Origin of the sequence: Nocardia sp. NPDC051570, from assembly GCF_044454005.1 — a bacterium.
Lineage (GTDB): Bacteria > Actinomycetota > Actinomycetes > Mycobacteriales > Mycobacteriaceae > Nocardia.
In genome coordinates this window covers 32,437-47,065 of sequence record NZ_JBITDI010000009.1, presented here as the reverse complement: position 1 = coordinate 47,065, position 14,629 = coordinate 32,437, and the positions used below count along the sequence as shown (strand labels likewise).

General features: G+C 68.4%; 17 protein-coding genes. 2 read left to right on the top strand and 15 right to left on the bottom strand.

Going from position 1 to position 14,629, the window contains the following annotated elements:
• Positions 1–87: 87 nt before the first annotated feature.
• From ACIA76_RS23050 to ftsH, 13 genes are all read right to left on the bottom strand, one after another.
• Positions 88–510 carry a rhodanese-like domain-containing protein gene (locus tag ACIA76_RS23050; RefSeq protein WP_397154498.1) on the bottom strand — a complete coding sequence of 141 codons (423 nt, stop codon included), beginning with the start codon at positions 508–510 and terminating at the stop codon, positions 88–90.
• Between the two features lie 5 nt (positions 511–515).
• Positions 516–1,133: a cysteine dioxygenase gene (locus ACIA76_RS23045; RefSeq protein WP_397153919.1), complete on the bottom strand. Its 618-nt coding sequence runs from the start codon at positions 1,131–1,133 to the stop codon at positions 516–518.
• Between the two features lie 187 nt (positions 1,134–1,320).
• On the bottom strand, positions 1,321–2,115 hold the full coding sequence (locus ACIA76_RS23040; RefSeq protein WP_397153918.1) for a type III pantothenate kinase: 795 nt from the start codon (positions 2,113–2,115) through the stop codon (positions 1,321–1,323).
• 16 nt (positions 2,116–2,131) lie between these two features.
• On the bottom strand, positions 2,132–2,551 hold the full coding sequence (gene panD, locus ACIA76_RS23035) for an aspartate 1-decarboxylase (RefSeq protein WP_397153917.1): 420 nt from the start codon (positions 2,549–2,551) through the stop codon (positions 2,132–2,134).
• Between the two features lie 14 nt (positions 2,552–2,565).
• A complete protein-coding gene (gene panC, locus ACIA76_RS23030) occupies positions 2,566–3,513 on the bottom strand; it encodes a pantoate--beta-alanine ligase (protein WP_397153916.1) in 948 nt (315 codons plus the stop codon).
• Entirely contained in the window at positions 3,513–4,436 is a 924-nt protein-coding gene (locus ACIA76_RS23025) for a Rossmann-like and DUF2520 domain-containing protein (protein WP_397154496.1), read from the bottom strand. The genes panC and ACIA76_RS23025 overlap by 1 nt, the downstream gene beginning before the upstream one ends.
• 112 nt (positions 4,437–4,548) lie before the next feature.
• A complete protein-coding gene (locus ACIA76_RS23020) occupies positions 4,549–5,262 on the bottom strand; it encodes a DUF6779 domain-containing protein (protein WP_397153915.1) in 714 nt (237 codons plus the stop codon).
• 193 nt (positions 5,263–5,455) lie between these two features.
• Entirely contained in the window at positions 5,456–5,926 is a 471-nt protein-coding gene (locus ACIA76_RS23015) for a DUF3180 domain-containing protein (RefSeq protein WP_397154495.1), read from the bottom strand.
• A 5-nt stretch (positions 5,927–5,931) separates the two neighbouring features.
• Positions 5,932–6,456: a 2-amino-4-hydroxy-6-hydroxymethyldihydropteridine diphosphokinase gene (gene folK, locus ACIA76_RS23010; protein WP_397153914.1), complete on the bottom strand. Its 525-nt coding sequence runs from the start codon at positions 6,454–6,456 to the stop codon at positions 5,932–5,934.
• Positions 6,453–6,827: a dihydroneopterin aldolase gene (gene folB / locus ACIA76_RS23005; RefSeq protein ID WP_397153913.1), complete on the bottom strand. Its 375-nt coding sequence runs from the start codon at positions 6,825–6,827 to the stop codon at positions 6,453–6,455. The genes folK and folB overlap by 4 nt, the downstream gene beginning before the upstream one ends.
• A complete protein-coding gene (folP, locus tag ACIA76_RS23000; protein ID WP_397154493.1) occupies positions 6,824–7,645 on the bottom strand; it encodes a dihydropteroate synthase in 822 nt (273 codons plus the stop codon). The genes folB and folP overlap by 4 nt, the downstream gene beginning before the upstream one ends.
• Positions 7,646–7,704: 59 nt before the next feature.
• A complete protein-coding gene (gene folE / locus ACIA76_RS22995; RefSeq protein ID WP_397153912.1) occupies positions 7,705–8,343 on the bottom strand; it encodes a GTP cyclohydrolase I FolE in 639 nt (212 codons plus the stop codon).
• A 106-nt stretch (positions 8,344–8,449) separates the two neighbouring features.
• Complete coding sequence (gene ftsH / locus ACIA76_RS22990) at positions 8,450–10,825, bottom strand: ATP-dependent zinc metalloprotease FtsH (RefSeq protein ID WP_397153911.1); 2,376 nt, start codon at positions 10,823–10,825, stop codon at positions 8,450–8,452.
• Between the two features lie 325 nt (positions 10,826–11,150).
• Here ftsH and ACIA76_RS22985 point away from each other — a divergent pair, with 325 nt between their 5' ends.
• Complete coding sequence (locus tag ACIA76_RS22985) at positions 11,151–12,062, top strand: hypothetical protein (RefSeq protein ID WP_397153910.1); 912 nt, start codon at positions 11,151–11,153, stop codon at positions 12,060–12,062.
• Here ACIA76_RS22985 and ACIA76_RS22980 read toward each other — a convergent pair.
• Positions 12,059–12,886 (bottom strand): DUF1266 domain-containing protein, encoded by an 828-nt coding sequence (locus tag ACIA76_RS22980; protein WP_397153909.1) that lies wholly within the window; start codon positions 12,884–12,886, stop codon positions 12,059–12,061. The genes ACIA76_RS22985 and ACIA76_RS22980 overlap by 4 nt on opposite strands.
• A gap of 159 nt (positions 12,887–13,045) precedes the next feature.
• Between ACIA76_RS22980 and ACIA76_RS22975 the strand changes: the two genes are divergently transcribed.
• Positions 13,046–13,297: a DUF2277 domain-containing protein gene (locus tag ACIA76_RS22975; protein ID WP_397153908.1), complete on the top strand. Its 252-nt coding sequence runs from the start codon at positions 13,046–13,048 to the stop codon at positions 13,295–13,297.
• Positions 13,298–13,307: 10 nt separating this feature from the next.
• On the opposite strand, the gene ACIA76_RS22970 is transcribed toward ACIA76_RS22975, so the two are convergent.
• On the bottom strand, positions 13,308–14,576 hold the full coding sequence (locus ACIA76_RS22970) for a PucR family transcriptional regulator (RefSeq protein ID WP_397153907.1): 1,269 nt from the start codon (positions 14,574–14,576) through the stop codon (positions 13,308–13,310).
• Between the last annotated feature and the right edge of the window lie 53 nt (positions 14,577–14,629).

Sequence of the window (14,629 nt, the reverse complement as noted above, 5' to 3'; positions counted from 1 at the left end):
AGGTAACGAATCGGCATCGTTTCGGGGGCGAATACCAGTCCCGTTCGGAATCTGTCGGTTTCGTCACAATTGCTCGGCGCGGAAGAATTACAGCGAAGCGAGCGCGAGGACCTCGCGGGCGATGTGCGGCGCGGCGGCGGCGACCGACAGCAGACCGGCCGCCTTCACGGCCTGATACCCGCCCACCAGATCGGTGGCCCGGCGCAAACCCAGCTGCTGTAGCGAGGCGGCGGCAAGGGATGAGGTGTAGCCCTCCGAGCAGACCACGATCCATTCCACGTCGTGGTCGGCGGCCAGGGCCAGCCGCGCCGAACTGGTCGGGTCCAGCCGCCATTCCAGGACATTTCGCTCGATCACCAGGGCGCCGGGCAGCGTGCCCTCTTTCACCCGCTGGGCCTGCGGTCGAATATCGACCAGTAGCGCCCCCCGCGCGATCGCCTGCGGCAATTCGAAGGCATAGATCCGCCGCAGCTGTTCCCGGGCGTTCTCCAGCATGCGATCGATCGTCAGATGGGTCATTTCGCATCGCCTTCCGGCTGATCGGTGAGGACGGTCTTGGTCCGGCGCAGCGTGGCGTGGCCGGTGACCTCGTAATAGGACATGGCGGTGAGCGGCGGTGAATAGGCGTGCACGGATAGCGTGGGATTGTCCGGCGTCGGCGCACCGGCGAATTGGTCGGGCGCGCGCACCACGTCGTGCACCCAGCCCAGCGGGAACGACGCCTGGTCGCCCGCAGTGAGGGTGCGGTTGCGCAATTCCCGGCCGTTCCACCGATATTCCGACAGCGCCCCGGACAGGACGGTCAGCGCACCCATCGAACCGGCGTGATCGTGCAGTTCGGTGGACTGATCCGGCACCCACCCGATCAACCAGACGTCCACCTCGTCATCGGCGGAAAGTCTTGTGGCCCAACGATTATCGGTGGGCCAGCGGCCATCGGCAGGCAGCAGATGATCATAGCGACCGGCCAGCACGTCCTCGGCGCCCTCATCGGTCAGCCGCAGCAGATCGGCCGGCCGTAACCGGGTGGGCAATGCCGAGGCGACCGCGCGCTCGGTGACCTCGGAGGCGAGGCGAGCGGGCGCCACGGCGCCGAGGGAGTTGTGCACGGGGGTAATGACAGAGGAACGCATGAGCGAAGCTCCAGGAGAAGTGGATGGCCGGGGAATACGAAGCCCCGACATCGGTCGAGGCGAATCAGCCCCGACAACACTCCTGAATGCTCACGCGATAAGACACGGGCGAAAGTCTAGCAGCGACCCGGTCTCGCACAAGTCCCGTGTTGGGTTCCCCACACGACCGCGCCTCGTGCCCCGATGGTCAACGCCGCCGCTGCTGATTGCGCTCGTACACCAGCCGCAGACCGTCCAGCGTCAGATGCGGCTCATGATGGTCGATAGTCTCCGATTCGGGGACGATCAGTGGCGCCGTGATGCCCGTGGCCACGACGGCCACCTCATCCCCGGCGAGGCTGTCGACCTCGTCGCGGATGCGGTCGATCAGGCCATCGACCAGGCCCGCGAAGCCGAAGACCGCGCCGGACTGAATGCATTCGAGGCTGTTCTTGCCGATCACCGACCGCGGGCGGGTCAGCTCCGCGCGGCGCAGGGCCGTGCGGGCCACCAGCGCCTCGGTCGCGATCTCCACACCGGGCGCGATACTGCCGCCGAGGAATTCGCCCTTGGGCGAGACCAGATCGACGCAGATGGCGGCGGGGCCGAAGTCGACGACGATGGCGGCGGAGTTGAAGCGGTGGTACGCGGCCAGACAGTTGACGATCCGGTCGGCGCCCACCTCCTTCGGATTGTCCACCAGCAGTGGGATTCCCGTGCGCACGCCCGGTTCGACCAGCACATGCGGCACCGCGCCCCAGTATCGGGTCAGCATGGTCCGCAGTTCGCGCAGCACCGGCGCCATGGTGGACAGCGCCGCGACGCCGACCACCTCATCGAGCCGATCGCCCACCAATCCGCGCACGTGCATGGCGAATTCGTCGGCAGTCAGCAGCGGATTGGTATGCATGCGCCAGGTGTCCACCAGCTTCGCGTGCGAGCCGCTGCCGGAGAACAATCCCAGCTCGATGCTGGTGTTGCGGACATCGATGGTCAGCAGCATCGCCGGAACCCGCCGCTCACGCGAAGGTGAGGTCGCGGGGCGAGGACAGACCCGACCCCGCCGGCGCGTGCGCCGGATCCGAACCCGATTCCACGGGCCGGTTGCGCTCGTCGACGAAGACGACGCGGGGCTGGTACTCGCGCACTTCGGCCTCGTCCATCATGCCGTAGGCGATCAGGATCACCAGATCGCCCGGATGGACGAGATGCGCTGCGGCGCCGTTGATTCCGATGACGCCGGACCCGCGTTCGCCCGCGATCACATAGGTCTCGAGCCGGGCGCCGTTGGTGATGTCGACGATGCAGACCTGCTCACCCTCGAGCAGATCGGCGGCGTCCATCAGATCCGGATCCACGGTCACCGAGCCGACGTAATGCAGGTCGGCATGCGTCACCGTGGCGCGGTGGATCTTGGATTTCATCATGGTGCGCAACATCGTCGTCGCCTTCCTTACGAGAGCGCTTGTGCCGGAACGGCATCGGGAGTGGCCGGATGGCCGTCCAGCGGAACGCCGACGGTGACGGCCAGATTGTCGATGAGCCGGGTCGTACCGACGCGGGCGGCGATCAACAGGCGGGCATTGCCGCTCGCGGGGATCTCACCCAGATCGGCCCTGCGCAATTCGAGATAGTCGAGCTCGAGATCGGGCTCGCTCGCCAGCACCGCCCGCGCGGCCGCGAGCACACCGTCCGCGCCGAGTGGGGCGGCATGCCGACCGGCGGCCAGCGCCGCCGACAGCGTCGTCGCCACCTCGCGCTGCCGCGGATCGAGGAAACGGTTGCGCGAGGACATGGCCAGCCCGTCGTGCTCGCGGACGGTGGCGACCGGAACGATCCGCACATCGAAGTTTAAGTCCCGCACCAGCTCTCGGATCAGCGTCAGCTGCTGATAGTCCTTCTCACCGAAGAACGCCTCATGCGGGCGGACGATCTGCAACAGCTTGGCGACCACGGTCAGCACACCGGCGAAATGCGTCGGGCGGCTGCGGCCCTCCAGTTCCGCGCCCAGCGGTCCGGGGTGTACCGAGGTGCGCGGCCCGTCGGGATACATCTGTGCCGCGCTCGGCGCGAAGACCAGTTCCACGCCCTCACCGCGCAGCAGTTCGATATCGGTGTCCAGGGTGCGCGGATACTTGTCGAGATCCTCGTTCGCGCCGAACTGCAGCGGATTGACGAAGATCGACACGATTACGGTCTGATTGGTCCGCTTGGCCAGGCGCACCAATTCCAGATGTCCCTCGTGCAGCGCACCCATCGTCGGCACGAGCGCGACCTTGCGGCCGACCGAGCGCAGTGCGGTCGTCACGGCCGACACCGTGGCCGGATCGTGCAGCAGGGTCAGCTCGCCGGGTTTATAGGAACCGCGCAGCGCCAGCAGCCGGGCGTTCGGATCGGACATCAGCGTTCCTCCAGCAAATCAATCAGAGCGGGGTCGGCATTGGCCAACTCGGCCGTGCGCAGCGACAGCGCGCGATAGCCCGCGGCCAGCCGGGGATCGACCTCGGTCAGGGCCGTGAGATGGGCCGCGACCGCGGCGGCATCGCCGCGCGCGACCGGACCGGTCAGCGCGGATTGCCCGCGGCGCAGCGCATTGTCCAGCGCCGCCGAGGCCAGCGGCGCGAGCATGCGTTCGGCCAGGCCGTTCGGCTGATCGTCGACCAGCTGCTGGCCGAGCAGTCCGGGACCCATGAGCGCGGAGCGCAGCGCGGCCACCGCGTCCACGATGAGCGTGACGAGATGATTACTGCCGTGCGCGAGGGCGGCGTGATAGAGCGCGCGATGTTCCTCGAGCACCCGCACCGGCTCGCCGCCCATCTCGATCACCAGCGATTGCGCGATCGCATAGCCGACCTCATCGGTGGCGGTGACGCCGAAGCAGGCGTTGCCCAGCCGGGCGATGTCCTCGTCGTGGCCGGTGAAGGTCATCGCCGGATGCACCGCCAGCGGGCGGGCGCCGCGCTCGGTCAGCGGGGCCAGCACGCCGATCCCGTTCGCGCCCGAGGTATGCAGCACGATCGTGCCCGGGCGCACCGCACCCGCAGACGCCAAACCGCTTACCAGACCGGCCAATTCGCTATCGGGCACCGCGAGCACCAGCAGCTCGCTGCGCGCGGCCACCTTCTCCGCCGGCAGGATCCTCGAATCCGGCAGCCTGGTCCGGGCGCGCTGCACCGAGGCATCGGAGATCGCGGCGACGCCGAATACGACGTGACCGGCGCGTTCGAGTGCCACACCCAATGCCGAGCCCACGCGTCCCGCCGAGACGATTCCCACCGTCAATCGTGCAGGCGCAGGGTCACTCCCAGAGTTATCCGAGGTCACCATTGTCCTCTCGATGTCGTTCCAGTCCCGCTGTGCGGGTACCGGACGTTACCGAGTCGAGAATAGGGCGGCCGCCACGGCGCGCACAGAGCCGGGCCCGGTGATATTCACCTCAGCGCCCGCTCTGTTCGGAGCGCAGGTTGGCCATGATCTCGGCGACCGACAGCCTGCGCCCGGGATAGGTCTCGCCGTCCTCGGCCTCGGCCCGACGGCGACGCCGGGAGCCCGACGCACCGACCGAACCGCGGCGCTCGGGTGCGGGTGGTTCGTCTTCGGCTCGCGCCGAATCGGATTCGACGGGCTCCGGCGACACCACGGCGGTCTCGGCGGTCACCGGATCGTCGTAGGGGCTGGCGAAGGCGGGTGGTTCGGGATGATCGGATTCGAAGACGGGCGTCACGTTCAGCGGCACCGCGGGCGCGTTCCAGGCGTCCCAGGTGTCGGTTTCGCGCGAGTTATCGTTCGCCGTATCGGCGCTGGGGAGTTCCTGGATCCGGATCGCGTCGGCATGGAGCGCCGGTCGCTGATTCGGCAGGTCGCCGTCGAACAGCCGCTGCAGGCTCTCCCGGAGCACGGCCAGCTCACCGCGCAGCGCGGCCAGTTCGGTGGCGTCGGCGCCGACCTCGCGGCGCACCCGCGCCTCGACGGTCAGCTCGTATTCGCGGCGCGCGCTGATCTCTCGCTCCAGCTGCAACTCGTACACCGTCCGCAGGTCACGGGCCTTGGCCTGATCGACCGCGGCCTCGCGCCGATAGCGGGTCGCGGCCAATGCGCCGATCACCGCCGCCCATAACGCGACAACCAGACCGACCCGGACCAATTGCAAGCTGTTACTGAAAATCAGAAACACGCTGGCAATCAGGCCGAGCAGGATGAGCGCTCCGACGACCAACTTTCCCGCGTCATCCCGCCGTCTACGGGAAGTACTGCTACGGGCGGGTGAAACCATGACCGCGAGGATAGCTCGGTTGACAGCTTCCGGCTCGAAGCCGGGGCGGTGATTCCGGCAAGAACATTAGCTAAGGGGTTGCTGGTTCGTCCGGTGGTTCATCGGGCGCACGGCAGCAATACTCCAGCCACAGCGCCGCGGCGACCAGGGCCAGCCCGGCGATCAGACCCACGATCGCACCCGGAGTATCGGCCTCGGCCGCGCGCAGCGTGGACCGCTGCGGGAACACCCAGATCAGAAAGCCCAGCCACACCCCCGCGGCCAGCGAGCCCACCAGCGCCGAGGCCTTGGCCAGCGCGACCGCCCGCGCGGCGGTGATCGGATGCAGCTGTTTGGGCCCGTCGCCGATGCGGTCGTCGTGGACGCGGGTGCGAATCACGAAGGCCAGCACGGCCTCCAGCGCGGCCACCGGATACAGCGAGGCGCCCGCGATCACCGTGATCGGCGGGAAGCTGGAATAGGCCCAGCGCGTGGCGATCCACGCCACGACCGCGGCCACCAGCACGTTCGCGGTCAGATCCAGTGCCCGCGTCGGCTTCATCACATTCATGACCGGGCCGCTCGCAGGGTGAGTTCGGTGCGGCGCACGCCGTCGATCTCGGCGGCGTCCAACTCCGCCAGCCAGTCCCGGACCGGCCGGGCCCGCCCCTGCGTCTCGAGCACCGCCTCGGGCTCCACCTCGAGCCAGGGCACCAGCACGAAGGCCCGGTTGTGCGCCTGCGGATGCGGCAGGGTCAGCGTGGGATCGACGCTGCGCACCACCCGCGCCCCCTCGGCGCACCAGATGACGTCCACATCGAGAGTCCGCGCGCCCCAACGCATCTCACGCACCCGCCCGGCGGCCTGCTCGAGCTCCTGTCCGCGCCGCAGCCAATCCCACGCCTCGGCGGCCGGATCGTCCACCACCAGAACGGCGTTCAGATAGTCCTGCTGCGGAACCCCACCCCAGGGCGGTGTCGAATACACCGACGACACCACGACCAGATGCGGTGCGAACGCGTCGGCGACGCCCCGCAGATGGGCCACCCGGTCACCCAGATTCGACCCGATCGACAACACCGCGCGACTCATGCCTCCACCTCACGGTGGCGAGTGGCGACCACCCGGACATCGGCGAAGGTGTGCGGAATCGGGGCCGACGGCTTGTGGACGACCACCTCCGCCGCGGCGACACGGGGATCGGTCAGGACCTCGTCGGCGATCTCGGATACGACCGTCTCGATCAGATTGCGCGGCGGGCCCGTCACGATGGCGACCGCGCGCCCGGCCAGCTCGCCGTAGTCGACGGTGGCCGAAAGCTCGTCGGAGGCGGCGGCTTTCGCGAAGTCCAGCCACAGGGTGAGGTCGACGACGAATTCCTGACCGTCGCGGCGCTCGAAATCGAAGCAGCCGTGATACCCGTAAGCGCGCAGCCCGCGCAGTTCGATGCGATCGGTACTCACTCGGCTCCCTGTCGAACTCGTTCCGCGCGCCGCCAGGCGTCGGCGACGGCGATTGCATCCACGGAGGCCCGCACGTCGTGCACCCGCACACCCCAGGCGCCGTGCCGCGCGGCCAGCGCCGAGATGGTGGCGGTGGCGGTCTCCCGGCCGTCCGGCGGGCGCGGTCCGCGCTCGTCGGCCAGCAGCGAACCCAGGAACCGCTTGCGGGAGGCGCCGATCAGAATCGGCAGGCCGCGCGCGGTCAGCTCGGGCAGCGCGCCCAGCAACGCCCAGTTGTGCTCGGCGTTCTTGGCGAAGCCCAGGCCCGGATCGAGCACCAGCCGATCGGGATGGACCCCGGCGGCCATGGCCAGATCCACCTGCATGGACAGCTCGTCCAGCACCTCGGTGACGACATCGTCGTACCGGTCGGCCGGGCCGGTGTGGCGATAGTCCGCGCCCGCGCGCCAATGCATGAGAATCCACGGAACCTCGACCGCGGCAACGACTTTCACCATATCCGGATCCGCGCGCCCGCCCGAGACATCGTTGACCACCGACGCCCCCGCGGCGACCGCGGCCTCGGCCACCGGTGCGCGCATGGTGTCCACACTGGTCGGCACGCCCGCCGCGACCAGTTCGCGGATGACCGGAACCACCCGCGCCGCCTCGGTCTCGGGATCGATGCGTACGGCGCCGGGCCGGGTCGATTCCCCGCCCACGTCGACGATATCGGCGCCGGCCGCGTGCAGCGCGATGCCGTGCGCGACGGCCAGCGCCGGATCCAGATATCGCCCGCCGTCGGAGAACGAATCGCTGGTGACGTTGACCACGCCCATCACCACACAGGAGCGCCCGCCGCGCGGGGTGACGAGTCGTCCGGACACGGCCCGCTCACTCACTTCCGCAGGATCAGATCGAGGGCCTCGGCGCGCGAGGTGGCACTGCTCTGCAGCAGACCGCGCACCGCCGAGGTGGTGGTACTCGCGCCGGGCTTGCGGATGCCGCGCATCGCCATGCATAGATGTTCGGCCTCGATGATCACGATCGCGCCGCGCGGATCCAGCTTGCGCATGAGCGCGTCGGCGATCTGGCTGGTCAGCCGCTCCTGCACCTGAGGGCGCTTGGCATACAGATCGACCACCCGGGCCAGCTTGGACAGGCCGGTGACCCGCCCGTGCTTGCCCGGGATGTAGCCGACATGCGCGACACCGTGGAACGACACGAGATGATGTTCGCAGGTCGAGAACATCGGAATGTCGCGCACCACAACCAGTTCCTGATGCCCCTCGTCGAAGGTGGTGTTCAGCACCGAATCCGGTTCGACGTAAAGGCCGGCGAACATCTCACGATAGGCGCGCGCGACGCGGCCCGGGGTCTCGATCAGCCCCGGACGATCGGGGTTCTCACCGATCGCGAGCAGCAGTTCGCGGACCGCCGCCTCCGCACGTTCCCGGTCGAAGGGACGGCCGGTGTCGAGCGCGATCGGCGTGGACGCCGCATCGGATGCTTCGACGACACGGTTGTTGGCCGACACTCGAGGACACCTCCAAAATCTGTGTTCATGGTGCCGATCGACGCCGGCCGCAACCGGCGCCGCCTACCTCTCGGCACCTCGACCGTCGAGCCTAATCACCGGCCGGTCAATGCCGACCGTTCGGCCCGTCCCAGTCGCCGCCCTCGCCCTCGCCGTTGGGCGAGGTATGGCCCGGGCCATCCTGCTCACCCTGCGGATTCCAGGCCGGGCGGCCGTACCGCTGACCGCCGGCCGGCGCCCAGCCGCTCGGCGACTGACCACCCGGTGTGCCATAACCCTGCTGACCGGACTGCGCATCCTCCTGCGGCGGCCAGCCCGGCGCCGACCAGCCGGCCGGGGCACCGTAATCGGGCCGCGAGCCGTGCGTGCCGCCGCCACCCTGACGCGGATAGCCGGCGGTATTGCCGGGCAGTGGATAGCCGCTCGGCTGCGGATAGCCGTAGGCGGGCTGCTGCTGATAGCCGCTCTCCGGCGGATAGCCGTTGGCCGGAACCGGCAGCGCGGCAGGCTTCTCGACCGCCGGGGTCGCCGCCTCGTCGGGCCACGGCTCGCCGCGCTCGGCGGCCAGCTCGCGCGGGGTCTTCACCGGCGGCCGATCCGACGGGACGCGATCGCCGAAGTCGTTGAATGCCGTGATGCGCGGGCGCTTCTCGACCGTGGACAGGACCGTCTCGAGATCCTTGCGGTGCAGCGTCTCCCGTTCGAGCAGCGCGGTGGCCAGCGCGTCCAGCTCATCGCGATAGTCGTTGAGAATGGCCCACGCCTCGGTGTGCGCGGCCTCGATGAGATTGCGCACCTCCTCGTCGATCTCGCGGGCGACCTCGTGCGAGTAGTCCGAGCTCATGCCCATCGAGCGACCCAGGAACGGATCACCCTGCTCCTGGCCGTAGCGCACCGCGCCCAGGCGCGCGCTCATGCCGTATTCGGTGACCATCGCACGGGCGATCTTGGTGGCCTGATCGATATCGGAGGAGGCGCCCGTGGTCGGCTCGTGGAACACCAGTTCCTCGGCCGCGCGGCCGCCCATCGCCATCACCAGGCGGGCGATCATCTCCGATCGGGTCATCAGACCCTTATCGTCCTCGGGCACGGTCATGGCGTGACCGCCGGTGCGGCCGCGGGCCAGGATGGTGACCTTGTAGACCGGCTCGATATCGGGCATCGCCCAGGCGGCCAGGGTGTGACCGCCCTCGTGATAGGCCGTGATCTTCTTCTCGTGCTCGCTGATGATGCGGCTCTTGCGCCGCGGACCGCCGATGACGCGGTCGACCGACTCCTCGAGCGCGGCCCCGGTGATCATGCTGCCGTGCTCGCGCGCGGTGAGCAGCGCGGCCTCGTTGATGACGTTGGCCAGATCCGCGCCGGACATGCCGACCGTGCGCTTGGCCAGCCCGTCCAGATCGGCGTCGGGCGCGATCGGCTTGCCCTGCGAATGCACGCGCAGGATCGACCGGCGACCGGCCAGGTCCGGATTGCCGACCGGGATCTGCCGATCGAAACGACCGGGCCGCAACAGCGCCGGATCCAGGATGTCGGGCCGGTTGGTGGCCGCGATGATGATGACGCCCGTGCGATCGCCGAAGCCATCCATCTCGACCAGCAGCTGGTTCAGCGTCTGCTCGCGCTCGTCGTGGCCGCCGCCCAGGCCCGCGCCGCGCTGGCGGCCGACGGCGTCGATCTCGTCGACGAAGATGATGCAGGGGCTGTTCTGCTTGGCCTGGTCGAACAGATCGCGCACGCGCGAGGCGCCGACACCGACGAACATCTCCACGAAGTCCGAACCGGAGATGGTGAAGAACGGCACGCCCGCCTCACCGGCCACGGCCCGGGCGAGCAGCGTCTTACCCGTGCCGGGTGGGCCGTAGAGCAGCACACCCTTCGGGATCTTCGCGCCCAGCGCCTGGTAGCGGGCCGGATTCTGGAGGAAGTCCTTGATCTCGTAGAGCTCCTCGACCGCCTCGTCGGCGCCCGCGACATCGGCGAAGGTGGTCTTGGGCATGTCCTTGGACAGCTGTTTGGCCTTGGACTTGCCGAAGCCCATCATGCCGCCGCGACCACCGCCCTGCATGCGGGCCATGACGAAGATGAACAGGCCGAGCAGCACCACCATCGGCAGCACGAACAGCAGCACCTGGGTGAACCAGCTGTCCTGTTTGACGCTGGTGTTGTAGGGCGCGCCCGAGGCCTGGACATCCTTGAGGATCTCGGACGAGATCTCGCTGCCGCCCGGATACTTCGCGATGATCTGGGCCTGGCCACTGGTCGCGTCGTTGCCCTTGTTCAGGGTGATGCGGAGCTGCTGCTCCTTGTCATCGATCTGAACTTGTTTGACGTTGGCCTTGTCCTGCAGCTGGGTGAGCGCCACGGACGTATCGACGTTCTTCCAGCCGCGCGTGTCGTTGCTGAAATAGCTGACCAGATAGATCACGAGCAGGATGCCCGCGACTATGGCCAGGTTGCGAAACACTGTCTTGCGGTTCATAGAGCGTCGGCCGGCGGGCCAGTCCTTTCCGGTAATTCCGGTTCGTGCCTACGATGCATCGGGCGGAGCCGTATCCCTATCCGGACCGACCGGGTGCGACCGAACGGATGCGGACAAGCCACGTTACCGCGTACGGTCTACTCGATACATCGCGCAGTTCGGCACCTTATGCAGTTCGACAAGTAAACGGTCGGAGAACAGCGGTGGTTCCCGATCTGTGCTCGAACCGACACGAACATCGTGCGTTCCTGTCGGACCAAGTGGTCACAATGATGACATGTAGGTCCCATTGTGATCGACGACACAGAGCCCGAGTGCAGGGGGTATGGACATAGTCGAGTTACGGACACCCACAGCGATACTGCGTCACGGCGGCGGTCGACTGCAGGTGTTGAGACCCGGCGCGGACGGCGAGCGCGTGCTCGACGTGCCGGTCTCCGACCTGCTCAAGGTCCGGCTGAACCGTCGCACCGATGATGCCGTCGTCATCGAGATCTATCTCCGGTATCCCACGTCGTTGCTGACCGGCATTCCGGCCGACCGTACCCCGTTGCCGGTGTTGATCGCCGAACACGACGTGCCGGCGGCCACCGTGATCGTGGAACGGATCAACACCCAGATCCTGGCCACCCAGCGCATCGATATGTCCGTGCCCGACCTGAATCCGCCCGCCCCGGTCTGGGAGAAGACCGGCCCGACCCGCGCCGATGTGGATCGGGCGGTGCGCCGGATGGCGCCGCGCCGCGAGACCCGAACGGCCGTGACCACGCTGCATCGATTGGTCACGCCCGAGGAATTCGCGCTGGAGACGGCGTTGGTCACCGCCGAGCCGCCCGCCGGGCAGGGCCGTGGCCTGCTCGCGGTCACCACCGAGCGGCTGCTGTTCGTCTCCGTCGGGCCGGGCGAGCGCTATGCCCACGAGATACCCGTCGCGGCGCTCATGTCGGCCCGCTCGACCGACGCCGAGGACGGCGAGTCGCGCATCGAGGTATACGACGGCAATACGATCCTGCGCTTCACCGGCACCGACCGCGCCGATACCGAGCGGGTGGTCGGCGCGCTGACCTTCGCCATCCAGCGCGAATCCGCCGACGGCGCCGTCGCGCCGCCGGATCCCGGTGTGTCGCATCTGTACGGGGAGTGGGAGCTCCTGGTCGAGCGGCATTCGCTCGGCATGGTCGACGATTCCCAGTTCCAGCGCTACGGCCGCGGAATCCTGCGCTCCCTGCCCGATTAGTCCTCGACCGGTTGCAGCGAGATCCGCCGCCAGGGGCTGGTGGGCCGCATCCACAGGCGGACCAGTTCCAGGCGGCGATCCACCCCGCCCGACTTCAATTCGGCGAGGTCCTCGCAGGCCTGCCAGTAGGTCCAGCCGGTGAGATAGGAATCGCCGAACTGCCGCCAATTGCGGTAGCGGCGCTGGGCCGCGGGCAGGGCCCGCATGACGTAATCCCAGGCCACATCGGCATCGAGATAGCCCGCGGTGAAGGCCATCCGGGACACCGCGACCACGCGGGCCAGATCCCACGCCTGGATATCGGCCGGCAGCGGCTGCACCAGATGATCGGTGAGGCCGAGTTTGATGGCCTGAGACCAGATGTCGTAATCGCGGACCAACGCCTCGGGATTCTCCATCCCACGGAACGAGCCGACCTGCCGCAGGAAGGCCCGATGCCGATCGGCCCGCTCGCCGAACCGGTCCCGTTCGGGCGAATTGATTCCGGCCATCACCAGCGGATGCACCAGCGCGTAGAGCGGTGAATGCATGCCGTCCAGCAGCTGTTCCATCGACGCCATCGCCTCGGTGGCATCGGTGATGCCCCAGGCGCCGGTGAGCGTGTCGATGGCCAGCTCGCGCCGGTCGCCGAGCGGATGTTCCCGCTCGGGGCCGAGCAGCAGCGCATCGTGGAACGCGTCCCAGCGCGCCGAATAGAACGCCCCCAGCGACAGCGCGCGCAGCTCGTCGTCGGAGACCTGTGCACCGGACCAGTGGTCATCCTCGCGCCGGTCCAGCTCCTCGTAGGGGAAGGTGGTCAGTGTCGGCACGTCGCGGGCAGCCATATCACCGATTGTGTCGCATAGACGCGTCCCACGTTCGCTCATCCCCTTGGAGACGCGCGTCACGCCGAGTCGCCAGACGCGCCACACGCAACACACAGGTTTCACATCTGTAGATTCTTGCCCTGTCGCGGGCCGGAACCGAGGGCTAATCTCTGCGCCATGTGTAGAAACATCACCGTCCTGCGCGGGCTGGAGCCGGCCGCGACCGAGCAGGAAATCTACGCGGCCGCACAGCAATACGTGCGGAAGGTCGGTGGACTGACCGGCCTGTCCTCCACGACCAAACCCGCGTTCGACAAGGCGGTGGCCGCGGTGGCGGCGGCGACCACCGCACTGCTGGCCGAGCTGCCGGACCGCCGAGTCCCCCCGACGACGGAACCACCACTGCGACGGCTGGCCAACGCGGACTGATTCGCTTCGGCTATCGCACGCCGTACACCGCGGCGCATTCGAGCGCGATCTCCAGCCGCAGACTGCGCTGCTCGATCGGATGAGTCAGCAGCTCCTCGATGCGCTGGATCCGATAGCGCACGGTGTTCTTGTGCACACCAAGCCTTTTCGCGGCCGCGTCCGGGCTGCGATGCGAGCGCAGATAGGCGTGCAGCGTCTCGCGCAGCCGCGCGGAGTTGACATCCATCGCGGCCAGCGGACCCAATTCCCGGGCGATCAGCGCCCGCATCGCCGCCTCGTCGGCGCCGGCCAGATAGGCCACCTCGACCTCCGGATAGTGCAGCATCCGGCCGATCTCCCCCGCCGCACGCTCGGCGACCTGACGGGCCGCGACCGCCTCGCGATGACCGTCGCGGAATCCGGCGATGCCCGCCGCGGGCGCGCCGATCGCGATCCGCACCGGGGCCTCGATCATCGCGGGCACGCGCACCGCATCGGATTCCACCGCGATCCAGGCCCACAGCGCGCTGGCGCCGGCCGGCACGGTCAGGACGCTGCCGCCGCCCAGCGCCGCCGCCACCCGCGCGACCGTCCGGTCGAGCAGTCCCAGCACCTCGCTGTCGCCGACGCCCGCACCGAAACCGTTGTCGGACTGCGGCATCGAGCCCGGCATCGACTCGTCGGTCCACAGCACACAGGCCAGATGCCGTCCGCCCAACCGATAGCCCAGCCGCGCGGAGGCCTGATCGATATCGGCGTCGGCCCCGGCCAGCAGCGCGCGCACGAGTTCGGTGCGCTGATTCAGCGCCGCGCGCAGCCCGCGCTCGCGCTCCTCGATATAGGTGTCGGTGAGCTCCTCGACCGAGGTGCTGACCCAGCGCAGCGATCGGTCGAACAGCCGCATCAGGACCGATCGTTCGATATCGAACGGCAGCTGCCGTTGATCCAGCAGTTCGGTCAGGTAGTCCATGACGGCCTGATGGCCCTGGTGATAGACCCGCAGCAGCAACCGCAGATCGTGACCGCGCCGGGCCAGCGTGCGGGCGAAGTCGTGCGCCTGCTGCGGCACCGGATAGTCGGCGCGATCCTGGGCCAGCCCGCCGAGCATCACCAGCGCATGCGCATGGGTGCTGGCCGCCAGATCGCGGCGGATATCGCGGTCGGCCAGTTCGGGCATGCGGGCGACGAGCTCCCGGTCGAGCCGGTCCACGATCTGCTCGAGAGTTTCGGTGCGCAGGGATTCGGCGACGAAATCGGTGATCCACTGCCGCACCACCGGATCGGTGCCCGTAGCCGTCATCGACGCACCTCCATATTTGTGTCCGAAGTACAAAACATCGGGCGATCATTGAC

Coding starts and splice junctions, on each gene's coding strand:
- ACIA76_RS22970 (WP_397153907.1), bottom strand. CDS start 14,576: ATGACGGCTACGGGCACCGATCCGGTGGTGCGGCAGTGGATCACCGAT.
- ACIA76_RS23045 (WP_397153919.1), bottom strand. CDS start 1,133: ATGCGTTCCTCTGTCATTACCCCCGTGCACAACTCCCTCGGCGCCGTG.
- panC (WP_397153916.1), bottom strand. CDS start 3,513: ATGTCCGATCCGAACGCCCGGCTGCTGGCGCTGCGCGGTTCCTATAAA.
- ACIA76_RS22975 (WP_397153908.1), top strand. CDS start 13,046: ATGTGTAGAAACATCACCGTCCTGCGCGGGCTGGAGCCGGCCGCGACC.
- ACIA76_RS23015 (WP_397154495.1), bottom strand. CDS start 5,926: ATGAAGCCGACGCGGGCACTGGATCTGACCGCGAACGTGCTGGTGGCC.
- ftsH (WP_397153911.1), bottom strand. CDS start 10,825: ATGAACCGCAAGACAGTGTTTCGCAACCTGGCCATAGTCGCGGGCATC.
- folP (WP_397154493.1), bottom strand. CDS start 7,645: ATGGGCGTGGTCAACGTCACCAGCGATTCGTTCTCCGACGGCGGGCGA.
- ACIA76_RS23040 (WP_397153918.1), bottom strand. CDS start 2,115: ATGCTGCTGACCATCGATGTCCGCAACACCAGCATCGAGCTGGGATTG.
- ACIA76_RS22980 (WP_397153909.1), bottom strand. CDS start 12,886: ATGGCTGCCCGCGACGTGCCGACACTGACCACCTTCCCCTACGAGGAG.
- ACIA76_RS22985 (WP_397153910.1), top strand. CDS start 11,151: ATGGACATAGTCGAGTTACGGACACCCACAGCGATACTGCGTCACGGC.
- panD (WP_397153917.1), bottom strand. CDS start 2,551: ATGTTGCGCACCATGATGAAATCCAAGATCCACCGCGCCACGGTGACG.
- folK (WP_397153914.1), bottom strand. CDS start 6,456: ATGAGTCGCGCGGTGTTGTCGATCGGGTCGAATCTGGGTGACCGGGTG.